This is a genomic window from Microbacterium sp. NPDC091676 (assembly GCF_044756645.1).
In the GTDB taxonomy this organism is placed as follows: Bacteria; Actinomycetota; Actinomycetes; order Actinomycetales; family Microbacteriaceae; genus Microbacterium; species Microbacterium paraoxydans_D.
Genome location: NZ_JBIVTI010000001.1, coordinates 1,730,712 through 1,755,621, shown reverse-complemented (window position 1 = coordinate 1,755,621; position 24,910 = coordinate 1,730,712). Strand labels below are relative to the sequence as shown.

Here is a 24,910-nt window from a genome sequence, read left to right as displayed (position 1 = left end):
CCGTCCCTCGATCCTCCGGGAGCCCTGCATGACCGACCACCGCATCCTCGTCATCGGCGACAGCTACATGACCGCCGAGGTCTTCACCCGCGCCTTCCGGGAGCGGGGGATCGGGACCGACGCGGTCACGATGACGATCGCGGAGCCCACCTGGGACACCGCCGCGATCCGCGAGTTCGAGGGCGATCCGGCCGAGGTCGCCCGGCTCGCCGCGGGGTACGACGTCGTCGCCTTCCATGCCGCCCCCGTCACCGCCGAGGTCATCGCGGCCCTGCCGGACCTCCGCCTCCTCGGCTGCGCGCGGGGTGGCCCCGTGAACGTCGACCTCGACGCGGCGCGCGGAGCGGGCGTCCGCGTGACGACCACGCCGGGCAAGAACGCCGACGCCGTGGCGGACCTCACCATCGGCTTCCTCATCTCCCTGGTGCGCAACGTGCCCGCCTCGCTGCGGGACGTGGACGAGCGGGTGGCGGACGGACGTCCGCTCGCCGAGTCGACGTTCGAGGGCGCCCGGTGGTTCGGACGCGAGGTCAAGGGGCTGCGCCTCGGGCTCATCGGCTACGGCAACGTCGCCCGGCTGGTCGCCGCCCGCGCCCGCGCCCTCGGCGCCGTCATCACGGCGTACGACCCCTTCGTCGATCCCGCGACGGTGACCGACGCGACGATCGTGGGCGATCTCGACACGCTGCTCTCCGCCAGCGACGTGGTCAGCGTGCACGCCAGGGCGACCGCCGAGAACCGGCACCTGATCGGACGGGCGCAGATCGAGCGGATGCCGCGCGGCGCATTCCTCATCAACACCGCCCGCGAGTCGCTCGTCGACGAGCATGCGCTGCTGGACGGGCTGCGCTCCGGACACCTCGCGGGCGTCGCCCTCGACGTCAACGAGCCCGACGGGCCGTGGCGCGAGCTCGTCGCAGAGCCGAACCTCGTCCTCACCCCGCACCTGGCCGGAGCGACGCACGAGACGCTCGCCCGCGGTGCGGACATGCTCGCCGCGGAAGTCGAGCGGTTCCTGGCGGGAGGCGACCTGCGATGGGAGCGCTGACCGACGTCTTCCTGGCGATCGACGCGGGGACCGGCTCTGCACGCGCCCTGGCCTTCGACATCGAGGGCCGGCTCGTGACGCACGCCGCCCGGGAGTGGACCCACCGCGCGATCCCCGGCCACCCGGGTGGCACGGCCTTCGACACCGCGAACGGCTGGGAGGCCATCGCCGGCGCGGTCGCCGAGGTCGTCGCGCGGCTGGACGGCCGCCGCGTCGCCGCCGTGGCCGCCTCCAGCATGCGCGAGGGCTTCGTGCTGTTCGACGAGGCCGGCACGGAGATCTGGGCCTGCCCGAACACGGATGGTCGGGCCCGCGCCGAGGCGGACGAGCTCGTGGCGGAGGGCGTCGCGGACGAGATCTACCGCACCGCCGGGGACTGGGTGTCGATCACGGCACCGGCTCGGCTGCGCTGGATCGCCCGTCACCGACCGGACGTCCTCGCCAGGGCGCGCCACCTCGGCATGCTGAGCGACTGGGTCACCACCCGGCTCACCGGCGTCTTCGTCACCGAGCCGACCTGCGGGTCGAGCTCCGCCCTCTTCGACCTCCGCGCGCGGGGATGGTCCGCCGAACTGGCGGATCTCGTCGGCATCGACCGGCGCATCCTGCCCCCGGTCGTCGCGGCCGGCGAGGTCGTCGGCACCGTGACGCCCGCGGCCGCCGCCGCGACGGGGCTGCCCGTCGGCACCCCTGTCGTCGCCGGCGGGGCGGACACGCAGCTCGCCCTCCACGGCATCGCGGCACGCGAAGGGATCCCGACGATCGTCGCCGGGACGTTCTGGCAGACGACGGCCGTCGTCGCGGAGCCCCTCGTCGACCCGGATCGTCGTGTGCGCACCCTCTGCCACGTCGACCCCGGCACCTGGATGATCGAGGGCATCGGCTTCCTGTCGGGACTCGCCATGCGCTGGTTCCGGGACGCGATGTGCCCCGACGCGGCGGCGCTCGGACGCGCGGACGGCCGCTCCGCCTTCCGCATCATGGAGGAGTGGGCCGCCGACGTCCCCGTCGGTGCGAACGGCGTGGTCGCCACGATGGCGAACGTCATGCAGGCCGACGCGTGGCACCACGCCGCGCCCGCGTTCGTCGGGTTCGACATCAACGATGCCGCCGGGTCGTCCCGCGGGGCATTCATCCGGGCGATCGAGGAGTCCGCGGCCATCGTCGCCGGCGCGCACCTGGAGATCCTCTCCGCCCTCACCGCGGGCCGCGCGGTCGCGGACGGCACCGTCACGTTCACCGGTGGGTCGAGTGCGGGCGCGTTGTGGCCGCGGATCATCGCCGGCGTCACCGGCCTGGACACGCGCGTCACCCCCGCCCCCGAGGCCACGTCGTACGGTGCCGCCCGCCTGGCCGCCGCCGGTGTCGGCGCCACGCTCCCGCCCATGGGCGACGCCGAGCGGGTCGAACGGGTCGACCCCGCCGAGCACGAGCGGTACCGCGCGGTCACCGAGCGGTGGCACCGCGTCTACCGCGACGTCCTGTCGATCTCCGGCCCCGACCTCCCGCCGCTCTTCACCCCGCCGGGGGCGGCCCGCGGCCCCCTCGACCCCTCCACCCCCCGCCTCTCGCCCGTCGGCCACATCGGCTGACGACAACACGAAGGAGACCTCCATGGCAGACCTCGACGGCAACGCCGACGCCAAGCAGTTCCACGTCGGGACGCCCGGCGTCCGGTTCACGCAGAACATCCGCGGCGCCGCCAACCTCGACTGGGGCATGCAGAACCGCCTGTCGCGCATCCTCGATCCCGAGACCGGGCGCACGGTCATGCTCGCCTTCGACCACGGCTACTTCCAGGGGCCGACATCGGGACTCGAGCGCATCGACCTGAACATCGCGCCGCTCGCCGCGCAGGCGGACGCGCTGATGGGCACGAGGGGCGCGCTGCGCACCTCCCTTCCGCCGGCGACGCGCGCCGGGCTCGTGCTCCGCGCCTCCGGAGGCCCCTCGATCCTCAAGGACCTCTCGGACGAGTACACGGCGATGGCGATGGAGGACGCCGTCCGTCTCAACGCCGATGCCGTGGCCGTGCAGGTCTTCGTCGGCGGCGAGCACGAGAGCCGCAGCATCCGCAACCTCACCACCCTCGTCGACCAGGGGTACGCGGCCGGGATCCCCGTGCTCGGCGTGACCGCGGTGGGCAAGGAGCTGGTCCGCGACGCCCGCTACCTCGGACTCGCGACCCGCATCATCGCCGAGCTCGGCGCGCAGCTGGTCAAGACCTACTACTGCGAGAAGGGCTTCGAGGACGTGGTGGCCGGATGCCCCGTCCCGGTCATCATGGCGGGCGGCAAGAAGCTCCCGGAGCTCGATGCGCTCACCATGGCCTCCCGTGCCGTGCGGGCCGGGGCGGCCGGCGTCGACATGGGCCGCAACATCTTCCAGAGCGCCGCCCCCGCCGCGATGATGGACGCGGTCCGCGCCGTCGTGCACGACGACCTCGACCCCGCCGACGCCTACGAGCTGTTCCGCGCGGCGACCGAGGCCCCGGTGCCCGCATGAGCGCCGACGTGCTGCGGACCGCCGACGCCGAGCTGCGGTTCGGCGACTGGGGTCCGGGATACCTCGCCCAGGGGGAGGACGCGGCCTTCGGCGTCGTCGTGCTCCGCCCGGGGGACGAGTTCGCGAACCACCTCCACGAGCACCACACGGAGTCCTTCGTCGTGATCGAGGGCCGCGCGGAGATCTGGCTGGACCGCGACACGCGCCGTGTCGTCTCCGCCGGCGACGTGCTGCGGGCCGAGCCGCACGAGGAGCACTTCGTCCGCAACCCCTTCGACGAGACCTTCCGTGCGGTCTTCGTCAAGACCCCCTGGGTGGACGGCGACAAGGTCGACCACCCCTGGACGCCGGACCCCCGATCCGGCGACTGACGTTCCCCCCTCACCCGAGAAGAACCATCGAAAGGACACCACCATGAGCAGGCAACGACGCCCCTCTCCGACCGCGCGCCTCGTGCGCCGTGCCCTCCCCGTCATCGCCGTGGCATCCACGGTGGGCCTCGTGCTCGCCGGCTGCGGCGGGGACGCGGGAGGCGCCTCCGGCGACGGAGGCGACAAGACCCTGAAGGTCCTCATCGCCGCGCCCCAGGAGGGCGCGGGGGCCATCCTCGAGAAGGACTTCGAGGCCGAGACCGGCGTCGAGGTGGAGGTCGAGGTCGTCCCCTACGACCAGATCCAGACCAAGGCGATCCTCGACGCGCAGTCCGGCACCAACAACTACGACGTCATCCAGTACTGGTACACGTCGGTCGGCGCCCTCGCCGACGCCGGCGCGCTCGCCGACATCACCGACTGGGTCGAGTCCGACGAGGACATCGACTCCGGCGACTTCATCGAGGCGATCTTCGGACCGTACTCGCAGTACGAGGACGCCACCTACGGTCTGCCCATCGACGGCGACACGCACGTGCTCTTCTACAACAAGGCGATCTTCGAGCGGAACGGCGTCGAGGTCCCGACCACGTGGGACGAGTACGTCGAGGTCTCGAAGAAGATCACCGACGCCGAGAAGGCGAACGGCGTCTACGGCAACGCGCTGCTCGGCTCGAAGAGCGCGTTCAACATCGGGTCGACGTTCTTCAACCGGCTCGCGACGATGTCGCCCGACCCGATCGACCCGCAGATGCCGCAGCTCGACACCGAGTACGCGGTGGCCGCCGCGCAGTCGATGCTCGACGCGTCGCCGTCGGCACTCCCCAGCCCGCTGGAGATCGGATTCGAGCAGGCGCTGCCGCAGTTCCTGTCCGGGTCGGTCGGGATGATCGAGTTCTGGACCGACCTGGGCGTGTTCGCACAGGACCCGGAGCAGTCGAAGATCGTCGACGGCTGGGGAGTCGCCCCGCTGCCGGTGGGCCCCGAGGGCAAGGTCTCCGGAGCGCTCAATGCGGGGTGGGCGATGGGTATCAGCCCGAACGCGAGCGACGAGGACCTCGCGAAGCAGTTCGTCGCGTTCGCCTCGTCGAAGGAGACGAACGAGAAGCTCATCACGACGACCGGCTCCGGTGTCGACCCCACCCGCACCTCCACGCTGGAGAGTCCGGAATACGTCGAGTTCGCCCCCGAGGTCTCGGCGGTCGCCGCCGAGGTGCTGCCCAACGCGCAGTCCTGGCCGACCTCGCCGCAGGCGCCGGAGATGATCCAGTCGCTCAGCGACAACCTGGCGCTGATGCTGCAGGGCGGCCTCACCGCCGAACAGGCGATGCAGAACACCTGGGACACCTGGCAGTCCCTGGCCGACTGATCCCCTCGTCGAACCCGAAAGGACCGCTCATGTCGCACCCCGTCACCTCCCGGCGCCGCGCCCGACGCGCGTCGTGGACGGGACGCGCCCTGCTCGCGCCCGCCGTCATCGCGATCGCGATCATCGCGATCTACCCGCTCGGCTACATCATCGCCGCCTCCTTCTCGGAGTCGTCGCTGGGCCGGCCGTTCACCGAATGGGTCGGGTTCGACAACTTCGCGGCACTGCTGGGGGACGGGGTCACCCTCCCGTCCCTCGGCAGGTCGCTGCTCTTCGCCACCCCCTCCGCCCTGATCGCGCTCGTGGCAGGGCTGGTCGTCGCCCTGTCACTGGACGCCGCGGTCAAGGGCGGCCGCGTCATCCGGGTGCTGCTCCTGCTGCCGCTGATGACACCGCCGGTGATGGCCGGCGTCATCTGGAAGCTCATGCTGGCCCCCACCGGGGGACTGCTCAACAACATCGGGCAGTCGTTCGCGCCCGGCTCCGAGCCGTTCCTGTTCCTCGGCTCCAGCCCGGCGGCGATGATCTCCGTGATCCTGGTGGACGCCTGGCAGTGGACGCCGTTCTGCGTGCTGCTCGTGTTCGCCGCGCTGCAGACCCTCCCGACCGAGGTGTACGAGGCCTCCCAGGTCGACGGTGCCGGGGTGTGGCAGACGTTCTGGCGCATCACGTTCCCGCTCGTGCTCCCGAGCCTCATCACCGTGCTGCTGCTCAAGCTCGTCGTCTCGTTCAAGGTCTTCGACCTCGTGTTCATCATGACCAGCGGCGGACCGGGCTTCGACACCACCGTCAGCAGCTTCCAGATCTATCGGACCGGGCTGCAGACGTTCGACGTCGGCGCCGCCGCCGCGCAGACCATCGCCTTCCTGGTGCTGGTCACCATCGTCATACTGCCGCTCAACGCCGTGCGGCAGCGGCTGCACAGAGAGGGCTGACCATGTCGCTCACACTCCGCTCCACGGATCGGGTCGACGAGAGCGCGACCGTCACGCTGGTGGTCCCCGACGCCCGCCGTCGCCAGCGGCGCCGTCGGACCGCGAGCATCTCCCGACCCGGCCGGCCGTCCGTCGCGGTCACGGCGGTGAAGGCCGTCGTGATCGTCGTCGCGATCGCCCTCGCGCTGCTGCCCGTGCTGTACATGGTGAGCATGTCGTTCAAGAGTCCGGACGACATCCTGTCCACGCGCATCCTCCCGTCTCGTCTCGCGTTCGAGAACTGGGTGGCCGCGTTCGAGAACTGGCCGATCCTCACCTACCTCCGCAACTCCATCGGTGCGGCGGTCGGAGCCGTGATCGTCTCGCTGCTGGTGGCGATCCCGGCGAACTACGCGATGGCCCGGTTGCGGGCCGGCGGGAAGCAGACCCTGGGGCTGATCGTCTCCGCGTACGTCGCCCCGCCGATCGTGGCGATCATCCCGCTCTTCGTCCTGGTGCGCACCGCGGGGCTCATGGACTCGGTGATCGGGCTGGGCATCGTCGAGGGCCTGCTGCTCACGCCCGTGGCGGTGTGGCTGCTCGACGGGTTCTTCCGCTCGATCCCGTTCGAGGTCGACGAGGCCGCGCAGATCGACGGCTGCGGTCCGCTGCGCACCCTCTGGGCGGTGATCCTGCCGCTCACGGCCCCCGGCATCGTGGCGGTGTCGATCATCGTCTTCATCCTCGCGTACAACGACTTCCTCATCCCGCTGCTGCTCACCCAGAGCGTGGACTCCCAGACGCTCCCCGTGGGCATCGCGCTCATGCAGGGCGGTCGGGAGGTGATGTTCGGGCAGATGGCCGCCGCGAGCCTTTCCGGGCTGATCCCCATCTACCTGCTGGCGCTGTTCCTGCAGAAGTGGCTCGTCGGCGGGCTCACGCAGGGCAGTGTGAAGTGAGGTCTCCGAAGCTGTGCCCGCTCAGGGGAGAGGCTCGGCGGCGGCCTCGCGGGCGGCCTTCGAGGCGGGGGAGGCGGCGCCGATCTTCCAGTAGCCGCAGAAGCTGACGGCGTTCCTGTCGACACCGCGCTCGCCGACGAGCTGCTTGCGGACGCCGGAGGCCAGGGCCTGCTCGCCGGCCGCATACGCGTGGAACGGAGCGTCGGGGAGTGCCGTCCTGCCGAGGGCTTCCAGGGCGAGAACCCCGGGCGGGACCTCGTGCGGCCGCACGATCCACACCACCTCGAGCCCCGACGGGTGCGCGAACTCCAGGGCATCCTCCGCGGACGGGACCTCGATGATCGCCGTGCCCGCGGCGTCGGCCGGCAGGGAGGCGCTGATCGCGGCGATCGCGGGGAGGGCGGTCTCGTCTCCGATGAGCACCACCCGGTCGGTGCCGCGCTCGGGGTTGAACGTCAGGCCCTCGTCGATGATGAGGACGTGCTCGCCGGGGGTGCACGTCTCCGCCCATCGGGAGGCCGGACCGGCGGTGCCGTCGGCCGCCGAGCCGTGCAGGACGAAGTCGACGTCGAGCTCGGCGCCGGTCTCGGCCGTGGCCGGGCGGTAGGCGCGCACGGTGTAGTTGCGCATCACGGGGCGTTCGCCGTCGGGGATGCGGAGGAACTTCAGATACCCGAACATCCGGTTCGCCTTGGCCGGCACCCGCTCGAGCCCCGCCTCGCCGCCGATCGGCAGGAACAGCCGGAACCACTGGTCGTAGCCCATCGGGCGGAAGCGGTCGATCTCGCCGCCGCCCAGGGTCACGCGCACCCAGTGCGGCGCGAGTCGTTCGGTGCGGAGAACCGTGAGGTGGAGGAGCTCGGCCGTCTCCGGCTTGACCATCTTGCTGAATGCCATGCGGGCACCTTTCAGGGGAGCTGCCAGGGGAAGAACACGACGAAGATCGCGGCCGACGCCGCGAGCATGGCCACGGTGAAGACGGTGTCCCTCGTCCGGAACGGCACGAGGTGCCGCTCGGTCCGGGTCGGATGCGCGCCGAACGCCCGGGAGTCCATCGCGAGGGCGACGCGCTCCGCGTGCCGGATGGCGCCCGCGAGCAACGGGACGATGTAGCCCCAGCCCCGCGCGATCCGGGCGAACGGACCGCGGCCGCCGTGCGAGCCGCGCACCCGGTGCGCGGCGCGGATGACGGCGAGCTCATGGCCGAAGCGGGGCACGAAGCGGAAGGCGGCCAGGGCCGTGTAGCCGATGCGGTACGGCACGCGCAGCTGCTGCACGCTCGCACGCACGAGGTCGGAACCGCTGGTGGTGAGGCCGCCGACGAGCGCGAGCGCGACGATCGATCCGAGCCGGAGCGCCGTGGCGGACCCGATGAGGAGGGCGCCGCCGTAGAGGGTCCAGTCGCCGATCGTCACGACGGGGGTGGTGTCGGCGACCAGGGCCGCGTCGACCCACAGCGAGAAGCCGACGCCGATCGCGACCATGCCCACGGGCAGGCCGAGCAGGAGCAGCGCGAGGAGGCGCCCCGTCACCCGCGCCCCGACGAGGATGAGGGCGTAGGCGAGCACGAGGAAGGCGGCGGGGGTGGCCAGATCCCGCACGAAGACGAGGAGCAGCATGGCGGGGGCGAAGCCGGCGACCTTCGCCAGCGGGTTGAGGCCGTAGAGGAACTGCCGCCGCGACGTGGCCGTGAGCGGCGCATACGGATCGAGCGTGGTCATCGTCATGGCGACACCTCCCACCCGGCTTCGGTGAGCACACGCTGCAACGCGGGGACGCGCAAGCCCGCGGAGGGGAGGATCGCGGGATCGGCGAACAGCTCCGCTGTCGGACCGGCGGCCCGGACCCGCCCGTCGGCGAGGACGACCGTGTCGGTGGCGTGCTCGGCGACGAGCTGCAGGTCGTGGGTGACGATGACCACGGTCGTGCCGTCCGCCCGGAGGCTCTCCAGCAGCGCCAGGAGCTCGGCCGCCCTGGCGCGGTCCTGCCCGAAGGTGGGCTCGTCGAGGGCGAGGACACGGGGGCGACTGATGAGGGCGGTGCCCACCGAGAGCCGTCGCTTCTCACCGCCGGAGAGGAGGAACGGGTGCACCCCGGCTTTGTGTGACAGCCCGAACCGCTCCAGCATCTCCGCCACGCGCGTGCGGACCTCGTCGTCCGGCACGTGGCGCAGGCGGAGACCGTGGGCGAGCTCGTCGAACACGGTGGCGGCGATGAACTGGTGCTCCGGGTTCTGGAACACGAAGCCGATGCGCGCCGCGAGCTCCCGGGGGGAGGCCGTCCCTGGGTCGATGCCGTCGACGGCGACCCGACCCCTCGGCGGCGGCACGACCCCGGCGAGAGCCTGGATCAGCGTCGTCTTGCCCGCCCCGTTCGCCCCGACGATCGCGGTGAGGCTCCCGGCGGCGATGTCGAGGTCGACCCCGTGCAGGATCTCGGTGCGGCGCCGTGCGACGGTGAGGCCGCGGGCCCGGATGATCGGCTCCGGGCCGGCGGGGCGAGGATCGCCGACCGGCATCGAGGACGCGGCGCCGGGGCCGGGAGGAAGCGCGGCGGCCAGCGCCTCCGGCGTCAGCGGCAGCGGATCGAGGACGACGCCCCGGTCGCGGAGGCGGAGGGCGGCGAGCGTCGCGGCGGGCAGCCAGACCCCCATCGCCAGGAGCTCGTCGGCGTGCGCGCGGATGGTCTCGGCAGCCGGACCGTCGAAGACCACCCGGCCCTCGCGGTCGAGCACGACGGTGCGCGTGACGAAGCGCATCGCCGCATCGAGGTTGTGCTCGACGAGGAGGATGGCCCGGTCTCCGGCGGCCACGACCTCGGTCAGCGCCGCGTACACGTCGTCGATCCCCTGGGGGTCGAGGTTCGCGGTCGGCTCGTCCAGCACGATGAGAGGAGAGCCCATCGCGAGGGCGCAGGCGATGGCGAGACGCTGCCGCCCCCCGCCGGACAGGTGGTCGGGGTTGTCGTCGCGGCGCTCCCACAGGCCGACGCGCCGCAACGCGTCCTCCACGCGGGCCCGCACGGCCTCGACCGGGAGCAGGAGGTTCTCCGGGCCGAACGCCACCTCGTCGTACACCGTCCCCGTGACGATCTGCGCGTCCGGATCCTGGAAGACCATGGCGACGTGCGTGCTGAGCGTCGCGGTGTGCGCCGTGGTGGTGTCGATACCGCCGGCCTCGACGGTGCCGGTCATCGTCGCGGGGAGCGCGTGCGGGATGAGGCCGTTGAGGGCGAGCGTGAGCGTCGACTTCCCGGAACCGGACGGGCCGAGCAGCAGCACGACCTCGCCGGGATCGATGTCGAAGGTCACGTCACGGGGCGACGGGTGCGCGGCATCCGCGTGGGTGAGGGTCAGCTCGCGCACGCGGAGGAGGGGTGCGGATGGGCGCACGGCACGTCCCTGGTTCGACGGAGGGTGTGCCTCTAACTTAGCTGAGCCTTACCTGTGCTGCCAGCGGGCCCGGTGCGTGTGATCAGCGGCGCGCGACGCCGGCGGTGCGCAGCGCCGAACCGATGGCGAGTCCGATCGCCGTCCAGGCCACCGGACCGAGCACGGAGATCGTCAGGTACAGCAGCTGAGCCCACAGCGGCATGACCGCGAGGTTCGCCGCGAAGAACACCGCCACCGCCACGACGACGCCGATCACGACCGCCGAGACGAAGAACCGCCAGGCGCCCCAGGAGCGATAGCGGGTGAGGGCGGCGACCCCCTCCTGGATGAGGCCGAAGAGCAGCGCCGTGCCGATGAACCGCAGCGACCACGCCGGGTTGAAGGCGCTCGCGATGAGCGCCGCGAACACGTGCGTGATGAGCGCCACGAACGGCAGTCGCAGCACCTCCTGCGCGATGATGCCCGGCAGCACGTGCGAGCCCAGCACGAGGCCGTAGAGGAACAGCAGCGGGCTGGCCAGGAGGAGGGGAGTGACCCATCCGGCGATGCCGCCGAGGATGCCCGTGGCGACACCGATCGCCGCGCAGATCAGCAGCACTCTGGTCGACAGGACGGAGGTTCGGGCCACGTCTCCAGCCTACTGGCGACATTCGGAGAGTCGGCCGCCGCCCACCCTGACCGATCGGCACGATCGGATGCGACCATCGTTCAGTTCTCGATCCGGCGCCGAGGAGCGGGGCTATCGTGAGCCGCGGTGCGGCGACGACGCGGCATCGGGATCATCGGATCATCAGGAGCGAGATATGGGTCGAACACCCCTTCGGATCGCAGCAGCCACCACCCTGGCGACGCTGTTCATCGCATCGACGGCAACCGCAGGCCACGCAGCGACCGGGGAGGTGACGCATCCCGTTCCGGTCGCCGGCACTCCCGGGCACTACATCGTGATCATGAAGGCCGATCCCCTCGCCAGCTACGAAGGCGACGTCAAGGGCCTCAAGGCGACGAAGCCCGACGAGGGCGAGCAGCTCGAGACGCAGTCGCAGGACGCGCAGCGCTACGTCAAGCACCTCGAGTCCGAGCAGAGCAGCCTCATCAACGACGTCGGCGTCACCCCGGACACGACCTACCAGGTGGTGCTCAACGGTTTCAGCGCCGACCTCTCGGGGGAGCAGGTGGACCAGCTCCGCGCCTCGAAGGACGTCCTCGGGGTGTATCCCGACGAGATCCGTCACCCCGATGCGCAGACCTCCACCGATTACCTCGGCCTCGGCGACGACCGCAAGGGCCGTGGCGGGGTGTGGCAGCAGACCGGTGGCGTGAAGAAGGCGGGCGAGGGCGTCGTGGTGGGCGTGATCGACACCGGCATCGCTCCCGAGCACCCCTCGTTCGAGGGCAAGAAGCTCAAGCAGCAGAAGAAGCAGAAGAACCGGCACAAGGGCACGGAGCCCTACACCGACGGCACCTACGTGTACTTCGACAAGTCCGACGGCGGACAGTTCCGCGGCGCGATGGTCGATGGTCAGGACTGGGACGAGCGCGACTACTCGTCGAAGCTCATCGGCGGGCAGTACTTCTTCGCGGGAGCCCAGGCCGCCGGGTTCGACTTCCAGTACGACTACCTCTCCCCGCGCGACGGCGACGGGCACGGCTCGCACACCGCGAGCACCGCCGCAGGCGACTTCGGAGTGGACGCCGAGATCGAGGGCGTCGACTTCGGGACGATCTCCGGCGTCGCCCCGGGGGCGAAGGTCGCGGCCTACAAGGCCTGCTACGTCGGACCGGACACGACCGTGACGACGGATGACATCTGCGCCCTGAGCGACCTCGTCGCCGCGATCGATCAGGCCGTCGCGGACGGCGTCGACGTGATCAACTACTCGATCGGCGGCGGCGCCGCGAGCACCGTGATGGCTCCGGAGGACCTGGCGTTCCTCAACGCCGCGGCAGCCGGTGTCTTCGTCGCGACCAGCGCGGGCAACGACGGCCCCGATCCGGTCACCGCCGACCACGCCTCGCCGTGGTACACGACCGTCGCCGCCTCCACCATCCCCACGTGGGAGGGCACCGTGCAGTTCGACGGCTTCGAGCAGGCCGGCGCCTCGGTGACCGTCCCGTTCGGCGACAGCGTCTCCGGACCCTCCATCGCCGCCGTGGATGCCGCGGCGCCCGGTGCGGCGGATGCGCAGCTGTGCCTGCCGGGCACCCTCGACCCGGCGAAGGTCGCCGGACACATCGTGGTCTGCGACCGCGGCGGCAACGCCCGCGCGGAGAAGTCCCAGGTCGTGAAGGACGCCGGGGGCATCGGCATGGTCCTGGTGAACGTGCCCGGCGGTGCGGACTCCCTCGACAACGACTTCCACGCGGTGCCGACCGTGCATCTGAACGCCGTGCACCGCGCGGCCGTGCTCGCCTATGTGCAGGGCGGTGTCGATCGGCCGATCACCCTCGTCGGCGAGAACACCACCGGCGTGACCACGCCGACTCCGCAGATCGCGGGTTTCTCGAGCCGAGGACCGGTCCTCGCCGACGGCAACGACGTCCTCAAGCCGGACATCGCCGCCCCGGGCGTCGCGATCCTCGCCGCCACGCACAACGCCCCGGGTGAGGACCCGACCTTCGGCATCCTCTCCGGGACCTCGATGGCCTCCCCGCACATCGCCGGCCTCGGGGCGCTGTACCTCGGCGAGCACCCGCGGGCGACCCCGGGCGAGATCCGCTCGGCCCTGATGACGACCGCGTCCGACACCGTGCTGCCCGACGGCTCGAAGAACACGAACCCGTTCGAGCAGGGTGCCGGACAGGTCGACGCGACACGGTTCCTCAACCCCGGTCTGCTGTACCTCAACGGCTTCAGGGACTGGGCGGCGTTCCTCGACGAAAAGGGGCTGTCGGACTTCCCCGGCATCGATCCGATCGACGGCAGCGACCTGAACCAGGCATCGATCTCGATCGGGTCCCTGGCCAGCGCGCAGACCGTCACCCGCTCGGTCACCTCGACCGAGAAGGGCGTGTTCACGGCGAAGGCCTCCGTCCCCGGCGTGAACGTCACCGTAACGCCGTCCCAGCTCGCCTTCGACAAGCCGGGGCAGACGAAGACCTTCACGGTCACGTTCGACAGCACCACCGCGCCGGTGGAGCAGTGGGCCACGGGCTCGCTCACCTGGACGAGCAAGAAGAACACGGTGCGCTCGCCGATCGCGGTGTTCCCGGTCACGGCGGATGCCCCGGCCGAGGTCACCGGCACCGGCGTCGACGGGAGCACGACCGTCGACATCACCCCCGGCGTCGACGGAGACCTGGTCCTGGGCGTCTCGGGCCTGACCCCGTTCCAGCTGCTCAGCGACCCGGACAACCCGGTCGAGGGGCACTCCGGGAACGAGAACTCGGGCGACGCGAACAAGGACGTGTCCTGGATCGTCGACGTGCCGGAGGGCGCCACCCTCTCGCGGTTCGACCTCGACTCGTCCGACGACGAGGGCAGCGATCTCGACCTCACCGTCTACCGGGTCGTGAGCCCCGACGACCTGCGCTACTACGAGCGCTGGCAGTCGGCGACGGGCTCGGCCGACGAGCATGTGACGATCCCCGCACCGACCGCGGGCACCTACCTCGTCGTGGCGAACGTATACGCGACCACCGGGCCGATGACGTGGGACATGACCCACGCCTCCGTGCTCCCGGACGGGGAGGGCTCGTTCACCGCGACGCCGAACCCGATCGCCGCGGTCCGCGGGGAGAAGACGAGCTATGAGCTGAGCTGGACCGGTCTGACCGCCGGGACCCGCTACCTCGGACTCGTCCAGTACGGCGACTCGGCCGTGCGCACGGTGGTCACGGTCACGACGCCCGCGGACGCCGCGCCGACGCCGACCCCCGCGCCGAAGCCGTCGCCGACTCCCGAGCCGACGCCGACCCCGGAGCCGACTCCCGCGCCGGAGCCGACCCCGGAGCCGACCGCGCCCCCGGAGACCGACGCCCCCGGGTGATCCGGGATCGTCTACACGACCACGGCACGGCCGCACGAGGAATCCCTCGTGCGGCCGTGCCGTCGCATCCGGGCATCCGTTCGTCGCACGGCCGCCGCCGCTCGTCGCAGCGTCCCCGGATCCGGAGGCGACAGCGGCACGCACTCCCTACCGTGGGGAGACGCAATGATGCGCCCCCAGAGGAGAACCCCATGACCGCACCTTCGTCGCGCCGCCGCGACGGCGCCGGGCTCGTCGACGACGACCCCGTCATCGAGACCGACCCGAACCTCCCACCCGTCGCCCTCTCCGCGGAGCACGAGGCCAAGAGCCGCCGCTGGACCCTGCCGAAGATCCTGCTGTGGACGGCCATCGCCCTCCTCGGCGGCGTCGCCTGGGTGATGCTCGCCATCGTGCGCGGCGAGACCGTGAACGCGATCTGGTTCGTGTTCGCCGCCGTCTGCACCTACCTGATCGGCTACCGCTTCTACTCCAAGGTCATCGAGCGGTACATCACCCGCCCCGACGACCGCCGGGCCACGCCCGCCGAGGTGAAGCAGGACGGCAAGGACTACGTCCCCACCGACCGCCGGGTGCTCTACGGTCATCACTTCGCCGCCATCGCCGGCGCCGGACCGCTCGTCGGCCCCGTGCTCGCGGCGCAGATGGGGTACCTCCCCGGCACCATCTGGATCATCGTGGGCGTCGTGCTCGCGGGAGCCGTGCAGGACTACACGGTGCTGTTCTTCTCGATGCGGCGCGGCGGCCGGACCATCGGCCAGATGGCGCGTCAGGAGCTCGGCAAGATCGGCGGCACCGCGGCGATCATCGCCTCGCTGCTCATCATGCTCATCATCGTCGCGATCCTCGCGCTCGTCGTCGTCAACGCCCTCGGCGAGAGCCCGTGGGGCGTCTTCTCCGTCGCGATGACCATCCCGATCGCCCTCTTCATGGGCGTGTACCTCCGCTACCTGCGTCCGGGCAAGGTGACCGAGGTCTCGATCATCGGCTTCGTGCTGCTCATGGCCGCGATCATCGGCGGCGGCTGGGTCGCCGGCACCGAGTGGGGTCAGGCGCTCTTCCACCTCGACCGCACCACGATCGCGTGGGGCATCATCATCTACGGCTTCATCGCCGCGGTGCTGCCGGTGTGGCTGCTGCTCGCGCCCCGCGACTACCTCTCCACGTTCATGAAGATCGGCGTCATCGTGATGCTCGCCGGCGCGATCGTCCTCGTGCGTCCGGAGATCTCGGTCCCCGCGGTCAGCATCTTCGGCGAGAACGGCATGGGTCCGGTGTTCGCCGGGCCGCTCTTCCCCTTCCTGTTCGTGACGATCGCGTGCGGCGCGTTGTCCGGGTTCCATGCGCTGATCGCGTCGGGCACCACACCGAAGCTCGTGGAGAAGGAGCGGCAGACCCGGTTCATCGGCTACGGCGGCATGCTCATGGAGTCGTTCGTCGCGATCATGGCCCTCGTCGCCGCGATCTCGATCGACCAGGGCATCTACTTCGCCATGAACGCCCCGGCCGCCGCGACCGGGGGCACCGTGGAGGGAGCGGTCGCCTTCGTGAACTCGCTCGGGCTGACCGGGGTGAACCTCACCCCCGACATGCTCACGGGCACGGCGGCGGCCGTCGGCGAGGAGTCGATCGTCTCGCGCACCGGAGGGGCTCCGACGCTCGCGCTCGGCCTCGCGCACATCATGCAGCAGGCCCTCGGCGGACAGGCGCTGATGGCGTTCTGGTACCACTTCGCGATCATGTTCGAGGCCCTGTTCATCCTCACGGCGGTGGACGCCGGAACCCGGGTCGCCCGCTTCATGCTGCAGGACTCGATCGGCGCCTGGTTCCCGAAGTTCCGCGACGTCTCCTGGCGTCCCGGGGTGTGGATCTGCACCGCGATCATGGTGGCCGGCTGGGGAGCGATCCTCATCCTCGGCGTCACCGATCCGCTCGGCGGCATCAACACCTTCTTCCCGCTGTTCGGCATCGCGAACCAGCTGCTCGCGGCGATCGCGCTCGCCGTGGTGCTGGCCATCGTCGCCAAGCGTGGTCGCAGCTACTTCCGGTGGCTGTGGATCATCGCGCTGCCGCTCGCCTTCACCGCGGTCGTCACCATCACGGCCTCGCTCTACAAGATCTTCTCGCCGGTGCCGGCGATCGGATACTGGGCGAACCACTTCCGCTACCTGGAGGCGCTGAACTCCGGTGACACCACGCTCGGCGCGCCGGAGGTGCTGCAGGCCGTCATCCGCAACACCGCGGTGCAGGGCACGCTGTCGATCATCTTCGTGGTGCTCGCGATCATCGTCATCGTCATGGCGGTCATCGCGACCGTGAAGGCGATCCGCAACGGCGGCGGCGAGAACACCGAGGACCCGCCCGTCCCGTCGCGCCGCTTCGCCCCGGCCGGGTTCCTCCCCGACGCGGAAGAGCGCGAGCTCGAGAAGCAGTGGGAGCCGATCCTCGCCGAAGAGCGCGCGGCGGCACGGCACTGAGATGACCTCCACGGTGGATCGGACGGATGCCGCGACCTCCCCGCTGCGGGCGCTGTGGAGCGCCCTCGGCCGGGTCGGTCGCGGCATCCGCTGGTACATGACGACGCTGATGGGCGACACCGCGTACGCCACGTACGTCGCCCATCACCGGCGGCATCATCCGGACGAGGAGCCGGTGACGGAGCGGCAGTTCTGGCGTCAGCGGATGGACGACCAGGACCGCAATCCCGGTGCCCGCTGCTGCTGACCCCTCGACAGGCTCACGGCCCTTCGACAGGCTCAGGGACCCAGGGTGGGTCGCTGAGCCTGTCGAAGCGCGGGTCGCTGAGCCTGCCGACGCGTCCCTAGGCTGAGCGCATGAACGACGTCGTCCTCGCCGCGATCCTCGGCGCGCTCGGCGGCATCGCCCTCACGGCGCTGTTGCTGCTCGCCCGGCGGTTCGCCCGCGGGTCCGCCGACCTCGGCAGCGAGGCGGAGCAGGGGGCGCTGCGGGCGCTGCATCAGGCGAGCCTCGCCGCCCCGCACCTCCGCGGCGGATTGACCGGGCCGGATGCCGTCAAGGCCGCCCGGCACCTGCGCGCCCTGCTGGGCAGCGCCGCGGTCGCCATCGTCGGCGAGGACGACACGGTCACCCTGGACGGCGCCGCGGACGGGCTCGAATCCGCCGCCGTGCGCATCGCCGCCCAGGTGCGCGCGTCCGGGCGGCGGCAGGTGTTCCCCGCGCCCTCGCGGACGGACGACCTGGAGGCGGTCGGCGCGCCCATCCTCGTCGACGGGGTGACGGTCGGGGTGGTCGTCGCGTTCGCGTCGCCGGCGCGGGCCGCGCTCGTGCGGGCGGCGGAGGAGGTCGCCGACTGGTGCGCGGCGCAGGTCGAGCTCGGCGGACTCGAGGCCTCCCGCACCCAGCTCGCCGAGGCGGAGCTCCGGGCTCTGCGTGCCCAGATCTCCCCGCACTTCATCTACAACGCCCTCACCGCGATCGCCTCGTTCATCACGACCGACCCGGACCGGGCCCGGGACCTCGTGCTCGAGTTCGCCGACTTCACCCGCTACTCCTTCCGCCGGCAGGGAGAGTTCACCACCCTCGCGGAGGAGCTGGGCAGCATCCACTCCTACCTCGAACTGGAGCGGGCGCGGTTCGGCGAACGCCTGCGGGTGACGCTGCAGATCGCGCCGGAGACGCTCGCGACGGTCATCCCCTTCCTCTCGGTGCAGCCGCTCGTGGAGAACGCGGTGCGGCACGGCCTGGAGCCGGGGGAGGGCGGGGGCGAGATCCGCATCACCTCCCGCGACGACGGCACGCACACCGAGATCCTCGTCGAGGACGACGGCGTGGGCATGGACCCGGACGGGCTGCGCGCCCTGCTGACGGCGCGTGAGGAGGGCGGTCACGTGGGTCTGCGCAACGTCGACACCCGGCTCCGCCAGGTCTACGGCACCGGGGGAGGTCTGGTCGTGGAGACCAACGCCGGCGCGGGTACCCTGGTGCGCATGCGAGTCCCGAAATCGCAGCCCCTCCACGACCCGGACGACGACTGAGGAGCGGCATGATCGACGTCCTCGTCGCCGACGACGAGCAGCCGGCCCTCGACGAGCTCGTGCACCTGCTGCGCGCCGACCCGCGCATCGGCGAGATCCTCACCGCGGGCAACGGCGCCGACGCGCTGCGTCAGCTCTCCGCGCGTGCGGTGCGGATCGCCTTCCTCGACATCCACATGCCCGGCCTTCTCGGCACCGAGCTCGCCCGCGCGCTCCTCGGCCTCGCGGAACCGCCCGCGGTCGTGTTCGTCACCGCCGACGAGGCCCGCGCGGTCGAGGCGTTCGAACTGCGCGCGGCGGACTACCTCCTCAAACCCGTCCGGCGGGAACGGCTGCGCAGCGCGGTGGACAGGGTGGTCGCGCAGGAGGCCGCGCCGCGCGGCGAGGACGAGGTGCTGCCGGTGACCGTGGGTGCGTCCGTGCGGTTCGTCCGGCGCAGCGACGTGCGCTGGGTGCAGGCGCAGGGCGACTACGCGCGCCTGCACACCGAGGACGACGGGCCCGGTCATCTCGTGCGCACCCCCCTCTCCGAGCTCGAGACGCGGTGGGCGCCGGCCGGATTCCTCCGCATCCACCGCTCCACCCTCGTCCGGATCGGCGCGGTGACCGAGGCGCGGCTGTCGGGCGGGGAACCCGTCGTGGTCGTCGGTACAGCCGTGCTGCCGGTGAGCAGAAGGCTCGTCGCGGCGGTGCGGGAGGCCCTCGTGCGCGGAGAGGGGGCCGGATGACCGAGGCGCCGAAGCGGGTGCGGGTCACCGCGGACACCCCGCCCCGCCGTTCCTCCGCCGCCACGCGGGGCATCGCGCTGCCCGGAGCCCCGGTCGCGGAGGCCGACGCCGTCTACGCCCGTGCCCTGATGCGCAGTCAGCTCCGGCTCGCCCTCGGCACCGTCGCCGGCTTCGTGGTGGTCGTCGTCGCCCTGGCACTCGGGATCGCGCTCATCCCGGAGATCGACGCCGTCGTCCTCGGCGGGCTGCCACTGTCGTGGCTCCTCCAGGCCTTCGCGTTCTACCCGGTGATCCTCGTCTTCGCGGTGCTGTACGTGCGCACGGCGGTCCGCAACGAGCGGCGGTACCGCGCCCTGCGGGACCGCGAGTGAACGCCGTGCTCGACCTCGTCGGGGTCGCCCTGGTCGTGATCGCCACCCTCCTCATCGGCGTGTACGGGCTGCGGGTGTCGCGCACGACGAGCGACTTCTTCGTGGCGTCGCGTACGGTGCGTCCGGTCTGGAACGCCTCGGCCATCAGCGGCGAGTACCTGTCGGCCGGCACCTTCCTCGGCCTCTCCGGGCTGGTGCTGCTGGACGGCGCCCGCGGGTTCTGGTTCCCGATCGGGTACGCCGCGGGGTACCTGCTGGTGCTCGTCTTCGTGGCCGCGCCCCTGCGTCGCAGCGGGGCGTACACGATCCCCGACTTCGTCGAGGCCCGGCTCGGCTCGACCGCCGCGCGCCGCGTCACCAGCCTCGCGGTGCTCATCATCGGCTGGCTCTACATCGTGCCGCAGCTGCACGGCGCGGGCATCACGCTCGTCGTGGTCGCCGGGCTGCCGGAGTGGGTCGGCGCCGTGACGATCGCGGTGCTCGTGGCGGCGGCGGTCGCCGCGGGCGGCATGCGCGCGATCACCTTCGTGCAGGCGTTCCAGTACTGGCTCAAGCTCACCGCGCTCCTGGTGCCGGTGGTGTGCATCGCGTTCGCCCTGAGCGGCGGGCCGCACGACTTCGATCCCGCCCTCGTCTTCCCCGCCGAGGCCGGGCCGTCCGGCTTCGACGCCTACGAGACCGCGTCGCTGCTGCTCGCCCTCCTCCTCGGCACGATGGGGCTGCCGCACGTCCTGGTGCGGTTCTACACGAGCCCGACCGGAGCCTCCGCGCGGCGGACCACCGTGATCGTCATCGCCATGGTGAGCGCGTTCTACGCGGTGTCGAGCGCGATGGGGCTGCTGGCGCGGATCGCCGCCCCGGACCTCGCGCAGCCGGGGATCGCCGACACCGTGGTGCTGCAGCTCCCGTCGCGGGTGTTCCCTGGGCTCGCGGGTGAGCTGCTGACGGCGCTCATCGTCGCCGGGGCCTTCGCCGCGTTCCTGGCGACGTCGGCCGGGCTCGTGGTCTCGCTCGCGGGGGTCATCAGTCAGGACGTCTTCTCCGGCTCTGTGCGCTCCTTCCGGCTGTCCGCGGTGCTGTGCGCGCTCGTGCCGCTGGGGGTCGCGCTGCTCACGGTTCCCGCGGGACTCGTGGCGAGCGTGGGGGTGGTGTTCGTCGTGGCGGCGTCGACGCTCTCGCCCGTGGTGCTGCTGGGCGTGTGGTGGCGGGGCCTCACCGCGCGCGGGGCGGTCGCGGGCATGGTGTGCGGCGGTGTCGCGACCGGGCTCGCCCTGCTCGTGCACGCCGCGGTGGATGGGGTCGGCGTCGCGGCACCGTACCTCGCGCAGCCCGCCGCCTGGACGATCCCGCTGGCGACCGGGGTCACGGTCGCCGTGTCGCTGCTCGACCCTCGCGGACCCTCCCCCCGCACGGACCGCTTCCTCGCCCGCGTGCACACCCCCGACCGCGCCTGAGTCCCCTTCTGCCTCTTGGAACAGGCGATCACGCGGGTTCAGGCAGGTGAAAGCCCATCGAGCCTGAGCCGGCGTGAGTGCCTGAAGAGCGGGAGGGGTAGGTGTGGTCGGGTCAGGGGGCTCCAGCGCGACGGCAGGCACTGGCGCGAGAACAGGCAGGCAGGACCAGGAGTGCCTGAACTGGCGTGGGTGCCTGAACTGGCGTGGGTGCCTGAACTGGCGTGAGTGCCTGTGTTGGCGCGGGTGCCTGTTCGGGAGTGTCAGCGAGGTCGCGCGCGAGGGCAGGCAATGGCGGGGGAGCAGGCAGGGAGGGTGGGGAGCGCCTGAACTGGCGGGAGTGCCTGTGCGGGAGTGCCTGTGCGGGGGTCAGAGGGTGCGGGTGCGCGGCATCAGGCGCACCGGGGGGAGCGGCGGCGCGGGGATGCGCTGGTCGTGCCCCTCGACGACGCCGAACCGGGGGGATGCGGCCTCCCAGTCCTCGCGGGCGGCGGCGATCTCGTCGTGCGAGCGCCCGGCGAAGTTCCACCACATGACGATCTCGTCCTCGAACGGCTCACCCCCGAGGAGGAACAGCAGCCCGCCTTCGCTGCTGGCCACCTCGATGCCGTCGCGGGAATCGCCGAGGTAGAGCATGTCGTTGCGGGTCATCGCGTGCTCGGGGACGGCGGCGTCGCCCTCGACGAGGAGCAGCGCGTGCTCCCACTCCGGCCGCAGCGGCAGGCGCACCGTGGTTCCGGCCGGCACGACGATCTCCGCCCCGACGATCGGCGTGTGCACGGTCGCCGGCGAGTGCACGCCCGCGAACTCGCCGAGCACGACCGTGGCCGTGGCGTCCGATCCGGTCGCGGCCGAGAGGGTCGTCGTCGGCAAGTCGGTGTGCCGCTCGAAGCCGCCGTCGCCGTGGCGCGCGGACTCCGGGAGCACGACCCAGAACTGCAGCGCGTCGAGCGGGACGGGGCCCTCGCCCACGGAGTACTCCGAATGCGAGATGCCGTCGCCCGCGGTCATGAGGTTGAGCTGTCCGCGCCGGAGGTCGGCGTCGCTGCCCAGCGAATCGCGGTGCCGGATCTCGCCGACGAGCGGCCAGGTCACCGTCTGCAGACCGATGTGCGGATGCGGCTCGACGCGCATCCGGGTCTCGGCCGGGCCGAACCTGTCGAGGAAGCACCAGGCGCCGATGGTGGGGAGGTTGCGATGCGGCAGCACCCGCAGCACCTCCATGCCGCGCACGCCGCCGAGCGGGACCGCCCGCGGCTCGAGGACGATCCGGCGCTGCCCGATCATTCCGCCCTGCCCGTGGGGTCCTCGTCCGCGCCGGTCGACTTCTCCTGCACCGGAGCGTCCGCCGTCGACCCCGGGCGCTGCGGCCAGCGGATCTCGGCGCCGGGCACCTCGTGCGTCTGGAGGTACTTCGCGATGTACGGGCAGAGCGGCACGATCGCGTCGCCCGTCGACGCCACGTCGGTCAGTGCCGCCGCGGCGAGCTTCCCGGCCAGGCCCTGGCCCTGGAAAGCGGGGTCGATCTCGGTGTGCAGGAACCGGATCGCGCCGGGGCGGGTGTCGAACTCGGCGAACCCGGCCAGCACGTCATCGGAACGGATCTCGTAGCGGGAGGCCTCGTCGTTGCGGGTCACGGTGATGTCGGTCATCGGATGCTCCTTCCGGCGTCTGGAACCAACCTACGCCCGGGATCGAGGGTGCGGGCCTGTGGACGTCGCCGTGCCGCTGTCCGTCGGGGTGATTACGCTGGAGGGATGCCGCAGACTCCCCGTGATCCGTACGACGGATGGATCCCCGAGCCGGACGCGGCATCCGACCAGCCCTGGGACGACGGGTGGGAGCCGACCGAGCCGCCGGAGCCGATGGACTGGGAGCCGCAGGGCGCGGGCTTCGAGCCGCCCCTCGACTGGGGTCCGGGTCCGACGACCGCGGTGACCACCGCGCCGGTCGTCCGCCGCGCCACGCCCAGCCGGTACGCGACGGCCCGCGAGGCACTGCACACCGTGTTCGGCTACGACGACTTCCGCGGCGACCAGGCGGCCATCGTCGAGCAGGTCATCGGCGGCGGCGACGCCGTCGTCCTGATGCCCACCGGCGGCGGCAAGAGCATCACGTACCAGGTGCCCGCTCTCGTGCGCGAGGGCACCGGACTGGTCATCAGCCCGCTCATCGCGCTCATGCACGACCAGGTCGACGCGCTGCGCGCCAACGGCGTGAAGGCCGCGTACCTCAACTCCACCCAGTCGATCGAGGAGCGCCGCGAGGTCGAGCGCGCCTATGTCGCCGGGGAGCTCGACCTCCTCTACGTCGCCCCGGAGCGGCTGTCGGGCGCGCAGACGACCGCTCTCCTGCAGCGCGGCACGCTCAGCGTCATCGCGATCGACGAGGCGCACTGCGTGTCGCAGTGGGGTCACGACTTCCGGCCCGACTACCTCGCCCTCGGCGACCTGGGTGAGCGGTTCCCCGGCGTCCCCCGCATGGCCCTGACCGCGACCGCGACGCGGGCCACCCACAAGGAGCTCACCGAGCGCCTGCACCTCGACGCGGCGCAGCACTTCGTGGCGAGCTTCGATCGCCCCAACATCCAGTACCGCATCGTCCCGAAGGTCGATCCCCGCAAGCAGCTCGTGCAGTTCATCCGGTCGCAGCCGGAGGGGGCGGCGGGCATCGTCTACGCGCTCAGCCGCAAGTCCGTCGAGCAGACCGCGACCTATCTCGCCGCGCAGGGTCTCGACGCGTTGCCGTACCACGCCGGTCTGCCCGCCGAGGTGCGGGCGGCGAACCAGTCGCGCTTCCTCCGCGAAGACGGCGTCGTGATGGTGGCGACCATCGCGTTCGGCATGGGCATCGACAAGCCCGACGTGCGCTTCGTCGCCCACATCGATCTGCCGAAGTCGGTCGAGGGGTACTACCAGGAGACCGGCCGCGCCGGCCGCGACGGCGAGCCGTCCGTGGCGTGGATGGCGTACGGGCTCGGCGATGTGGTGCAGCAGCGCCGTCTGATCGATCAGAGTCCCGGCGACCGCAACTTCAAGATGCGGATGGGGCAGCACCTCGACGCGATGCTCGCGCTGTGCGAGACGGTGGAGTGCCGTCGGCAGAACCTCCTCGGGTACTTCGGTCAGGACTCGCAGCCGTGCGGCAACTGCGACACGTGCCTCGACGACACGGCGACCTTCGACGGGCTCGTCCCCGCGCAGAAGCTGCTGTCCACGATCGTGCGGCTCAAGCGCGAGCGGAATCAGGCGTTCGGCGCGGGGCACCTCATCGACATCCTCCGCGGGGCCTCGACCGAGCGCATCCGCCAGCAGCGGCACGACGCCCTCGCGACCTACGGCATCGGCGCCGACCTCTCAGACCAGGACTGGCGGAGCGTGGTGCGCCAGCTCCTCGCCCGGGGCATCCTCGTCGCGCAGGGCGACTACGGCACGCTCGCTCCCGGAGAGGCCGCGGCCGGGGTGCTGCGCGGCGAGACCGCGGTGCCGCTCCGGAAAGACACGATCGGACGCCCGTCCTCGCCGTCCCGGGCCCGCAAGGCGAGTGCCGCCGACGCCCTCGACGCCGGAGACCGGGAGCTGTTCGAGGCGCTGCGGGCCTGGCGGGCCGAGACGGCCAGGGAACAGGGCGTCCCGGCGTACATCGTCTTCGGCGATGCCACGCTCCGTGCTCTCGCGGAGCATCGGCCCACGTCGCACGCCGACCTCGACGGCATCACCGGAATCGGTGCGAAGAAGCGCGAGGCCTACGGCGACGGCGTCCTCGCCGTCATCGCCGCCTCCTGACGCTCCCTCCCGT

21 protein-coding genes are annotated in these 24,910 nt (G+C 71.7%); 15 read left to right on the top strand and 6 right to left on the bottom strand.

Annotation, left to right across the window (positions count from 1 at the left end; genetic code table 11):
• Positions 1-28 precede the first annotated feature (28 nt).
• From ACIQID_RS08615 to ACIQID_RS08585, 7 genes are read left to right on the top strand one after another with little or no spacing between them, the layout of a single operon-like run.
• Positions 29-1,048 (top strand): NAD(P)-dependent oxidoreductase, encoded by a 1,020-nt coding sequence (locus ACIQID_RS08615; RefSeq protein WP_400283840.1) that lies wholly within the window; start codon positions 29-31, stop codon positions 1,046-1,048.
• Entirely contained in the window at positions 1,036-2,640 is a 1,605-nt protein-coding gene (locus ACIQID_RS08610) for an FGGY family carbohydrate kinase (protein WP_400283837.1), read from the top strand. Before ACIQID_RS08615 ends, ACIQID_RS08610 begins: the two co-directional genes overlap by 13 nt.
• Before the next feature lie 22 nt (positions 2,641-2,662).
• Positions 2,663-3,553, top strand: coding sequence for a 3-hydroxy-5-phosphonooxypentane-2,4-dione thiolase (gene lsrF, locus ACIQID_RS08605; RefSeq protein WP_400283834.1), 891 nt, complete (start codon positions 2,663-2,665; stop codon positions 3,551-3,553).
• A complete protein-coding gene (locus ACIQID_RS08600; RefSeq protein ID WP_400283831.1) occupies positions 3,550-3,924 on the top strand; it encodes a cupin domain-containing protein in 375 nt (124 codons plus the stop codon). Before lsrF ends, ACIQID_RS08600 begins: the two co-directional genes overlap by 4 nt.
• A gap of 43 nt (positions 3,925-3,967) precedes the next feature.
• A complete protein-coding gene (locus ACIQID_RS08595) occupies positions 3,968-5,293 on the top strand; it encodes an extracellular solute-binding protein (protein ID WP_312673913.1) in 1,326 nt (441 codons plus the stop codon).
• Between the two features lie 29 nt (positions 5,294-5,322).
• Positions 5,323-6,228, top strand: a complete 906-nt coding sequence (locus ACIQID_RS08590; protein ID WP_400283828.1) for a carbohydrate ABC transporter permease — start codon at positions 5,323-5,325, stop codon at positions 6,226-6,228.
• Between the two features lie 2 nt (positions 6,229-6,230).
• Positions 6,231-7,166 carry a carbohydrate ABC transporter permease gene (locus ACIQID_RS08585; RefSeq protein WP_312673910.1) on the top strand — a complete coding sequence of 312 codons (936 nt, stop codon included), beginning with the start codon at positions 6,231-6,233 and terminating at the stop codon, positions 7,164-7,166.
• Between the two features lie 21 nt (positions 7,167-7,187).
• Here ACIQID_RS08585 and ACIQID_RS08580 read toward each other — a convergent pair whose 3' ends face one another.
• The 4 genes from ACIQID_RS08580 to ACIQID_RS08565 all read right to left on the bottom strand — a co-directional run bounded on the left by ACIQID_RS08580 (position 7,188) and on the right by ACIQID_RS08565 (position 11,185).
• Positions 7,188-8,063, bottom strand: coding sequence for a siderophore-interacting protein (locus ACIQID_RS08580; RefSeq protein WP_400283825.1), 876 nt, complete (start codon positions 8,061-8,063; stop codon positions 7,188-7,190).
• Positions 8,064-8,074: 11 nt separating this feature from the next.
• On the bottom strand, positions 8,075-8,893 hold the full coding sequence (locus ACIQID_RS08575) for an energy-coupling factor transporter transmembrane component T (RefSeq protein WP_400283822.1): 819 nt from the start codon (positions 8,891-8,893) through the stop codon (positions 8,075-8,077).
• The gene (locus tag ACIQID_RS08570; protein ID WP_400283819.1) at positions 8,890-10,557 is read right to left on the bottom strand and encodes an ABC transporter ATP-binding protein; all 1,668 of its coding nucleotides are present in this window, start codon (positions 10,555-10,557) and stop codon (positions 8,890-8,892) included. The genes ACIQID_RS08575 and ACIQID_RS08570 overlap by 4 nt, the downstream gene beginning before the upstream one ends.
• Before the next feature lie 82 nt (positions 10,558-10,639).
• Positions 10,640-11,185, bottom strand: a complete 546-nt coding sequence (locus tag ACIQID_RS08565; RefSeq protein WP_060923064.1) for an ECF transporter S component — start codon at positions 11,183-11,185, stop codon at positions 10,640-10,642.
• Between the two features lie 175 nt (positions 11,186-11,360).
• Here ACIQID_RS08565 and ACIQID_RS08560 point away from each other — a divergent pair, with 175 nt between their 5' ends.
• The 7 genes from ACIQID_RS08560 (at position 11,361) to ACIQID_RS08530 (ending at position 21,115) form a co-directional block, all read left to right on the top strand.
• Entirely contained in the window at positions 11,361-14,546 is a 3,186-nt protein-coding gene (locus ACIQID_RS08560) for a S8 family peptidase (RefSeq protein ID WP_400283816.1), read from the top strand.
• A gap of 191 nt (positions 14,547-14,737) precedes the next feature.
• Complete coding sequence (locus tag ACIQID_RS08555; protein WP_060923062.1) at positions 14,738-17,023, top strand: carbon starvation CstA family protein; 2,286 nt, start codon at positions 14,738-14,740, stop codon at positions 17,021-17,023.
• Position 17,024: 1 nt separating this feature from the next.
• A complete protein-coding gene (locus tag ACIQID_RS08550) occupies positions 17,025-17,270 on the top strand; it encodes a YbdD/YjiX family protein (protein WP_312673901.1) in 246 nt (81 codons plus the stop codon).
• Positions 17,271-17,380: 110 nt separating this feature from the next.
• Positions 17,381-18,562, top strand: coding sequence for a histidine kinase (locus ACIQID_RS08545; protein ID WP_312673900.1), 1,182 nt, complete (start codon positions 17,381-17,383; stop codon positions 18,560-18,562).
• Between the two features lie 8 nt (positions 18,563-18,570).
• On the top strand, positions 18,571-19,290 hold the full coding sequence (locus ACIQID_RS08540) for a LytR/AlgR family response regulator transcription factor (protein WP_400283811.1): 720 nt from the start codon (positions 18,571-18,573) through the stop codon (positions 19,288-19,290).
• Complete coding sequence (locus ACIQID_RS08535; RefSeq protein WP_105949188.1) at positions 19,287-19,661, top strand: heavy metal transporter; 375 nt, start codon at positions 19,287-19,289, stop codon at positions 19,659-19,661. The genes ACIQID_RS08540 and ACIQID_RS08535 overlap by 4 nt, the downstream gene beginning before the upstream one ends.
• Positions 19,658-21,115, top strand: a complete 1,458-nt coding sequence (locus ACIQID_RS08530; protein WP_400283808.1) for a cation acetate symporter — start codon at positions 19,658-19,660, stop codon at positions 21,113-21,115. Before ACIQID_RS08535 ends, ACIQID_RS08530 begins: the two co-directional genes overlap by 4 nt.
• A 366-nt stretch (positions 21,116-21,481) precedes the next feature.
• Here the strand turns inward: ACIQID_RS08530 and ACIQID_RS08525 are convergent, their stop codons facing one another.
• Both ACIQID_RS08525 and ACIQID_RS08520 read right to left on the bottom strand, forming a co-directional pair.
• Positions 21,482-22,399, bottom strand: coding sequence for a pirin family protein (locus ACIQID_RS08525; protein WP_400283805.1), 918 nt, complete (start codon positions 22,397-22,399; stop codon positions 21,482-21,484).
• Entirely contained in the window at positions 22,396-22,764 is a 369-nt protein-coding gene (locus tag ACIQID_RS08520; protein WP_400283802.1) for a GNAT family N-acetyltransferase, read from the bottom strand. The genes ACIQID_RS08525 and ACIQID_RS08520 overlap by 4 nt, the downstream gene beginning before the upstream one ends.
• A gap of 105 nt (positions 22,765-22,869) precedes the next feature.
• Here ACIQID_RS08520 and recQ point away from each other — a divergent pair, with 105 nt between their 5' ends.
• Entirely contained in the window at positions 22,870-24,897 is a 2,028-nt protein-coding gene (gene recQ, locus ACIQID_RS08515) for a DNA helicase RecQ (protein ID WP_400283799.1), read from the top strand.
• Positions 24,898-24,910 lie beyond the last annotated feature (13 nt).

Coding starts and splice junctions, on each gene's coding strand:
- ACIQID_RS08615 (WP_400283840.1), top strand. CDS start 29: ATGACCGACCACCGCATCCTCGTCATCGGCGACAGCTACATGACCGCC.
- ACIQID_RS08610 (WP_400283837.1), top strand. CDS start 1,036: ATGGGAGCGCTGACCGACGTCTTCCTGGCGATCGACGCGGGGACCGGC.
- lsrF (WP_400283834.1), top strand. CDS start 2,663: ATGGCAGACCTCGACGGCAACGCCGACGCCAAGCAGTTCCACGTCGGG.
- ACIQID_RS08600 (WP_400283831.1), top strand. CDS start 3,550: ATGAGCGCCGACGTGCTGCGGACCGCCGACGCCGAGCTGCGGTTCGGC.
- ACIQID_RS08595 (WP_312673913.1), top strand. CDS start 3,968: ATGAGCAGGCAACGACGCCCCTCTCCGACCGCGCGCCTCGTGCGCCGT.
- ACIQID_RS08590 (WP_400283828.1), top strand. CDS start 5,323: ATGTCGCACCCCGTCACCTCCCGGCGCCGCGCCCGACGCGCGTCGTGG.
- ACIQID_RS08585 (WP_312673910.1), top strand. CDS start 6,231: ATGTCGCTCACACTCCGCTCCACGGATCGGGTCGACGAGAGCGCGACC.
- ACIQID_RS08580 (WP_400283825.1), bottom strand. CDS start 8,063: ATGGCATTCAGCAAGATGGTCAAGCCGGAGACGGCCGAGCTCCTCCAC.
- ACIQID_RS08575 (WP_400283822.1), bottom strand. CDS start 8,893: ATGACGATGACCACGCTCGATCCGTATGCGCCGCTCACGGCCACGTCG.
- ACIQID_RS08560 (WP_400283816.1), top strand. CDS start 11,361: ATGGGTCGAACACCCCTTCGGATCGCAGCAGCCACCACCCTGGCGACG.
- ACIQID_RS08555 (WP_060923062.1), top strand. CDS start 14,738: ATGACCGCACCTTCGTCGCGCCGCCGCGACGGCGCCGGGCTCGTCGAC.
- ACIQID_RS08550 (WP_312673901.1), top strand. CDS start 17,025: ATGACCTCCACGGTGGATCGGACGGATGCCGCGACCTCCCCGCTGCGG.
- ACIQID_RS08545 (WP_312673900.1), top strand. CDS start 17,381: ATGAACGACGTCGTCCTCGCCGCGATCCTCGGCGCGCTCGGCGGCATC.
- ACIQID_RS08540 (WP_400283811.1), top strand. CDS start 18,571: ATGATCGACGTCCTCGTCGCCGACGACGAGCAGCCGGCCCTCGACGAG.
- ACIQID_RS08535 (WP_105949188.1), top strand. CDS start 19,287: ATGACCGAGGCGCCGAAGCGGGTGCGGGTCACCGCGGACACCCCGCCC.
- ACIQID_RS08525 (WP_400283805.1), bottom strand. CDS start 22,399: ATGATCGGGCAGCGCCGGATCGTCCTCGAGCCGCGGGCGGTCCCGCTC.
- ACIQID_RS08520 (WP_400283802.1), bottom strand. CDS start 22,764: ATGACCGACATCACCGTGACCCGCAACGACGAGGCCTCCCGCTACGAG.
- recQ (WP_400283799.1), top strand. CDS start 22,870: ATGCCGCAGACTCCCCGTGATCCGTACGACGGATGGATCCCCGAGCCG.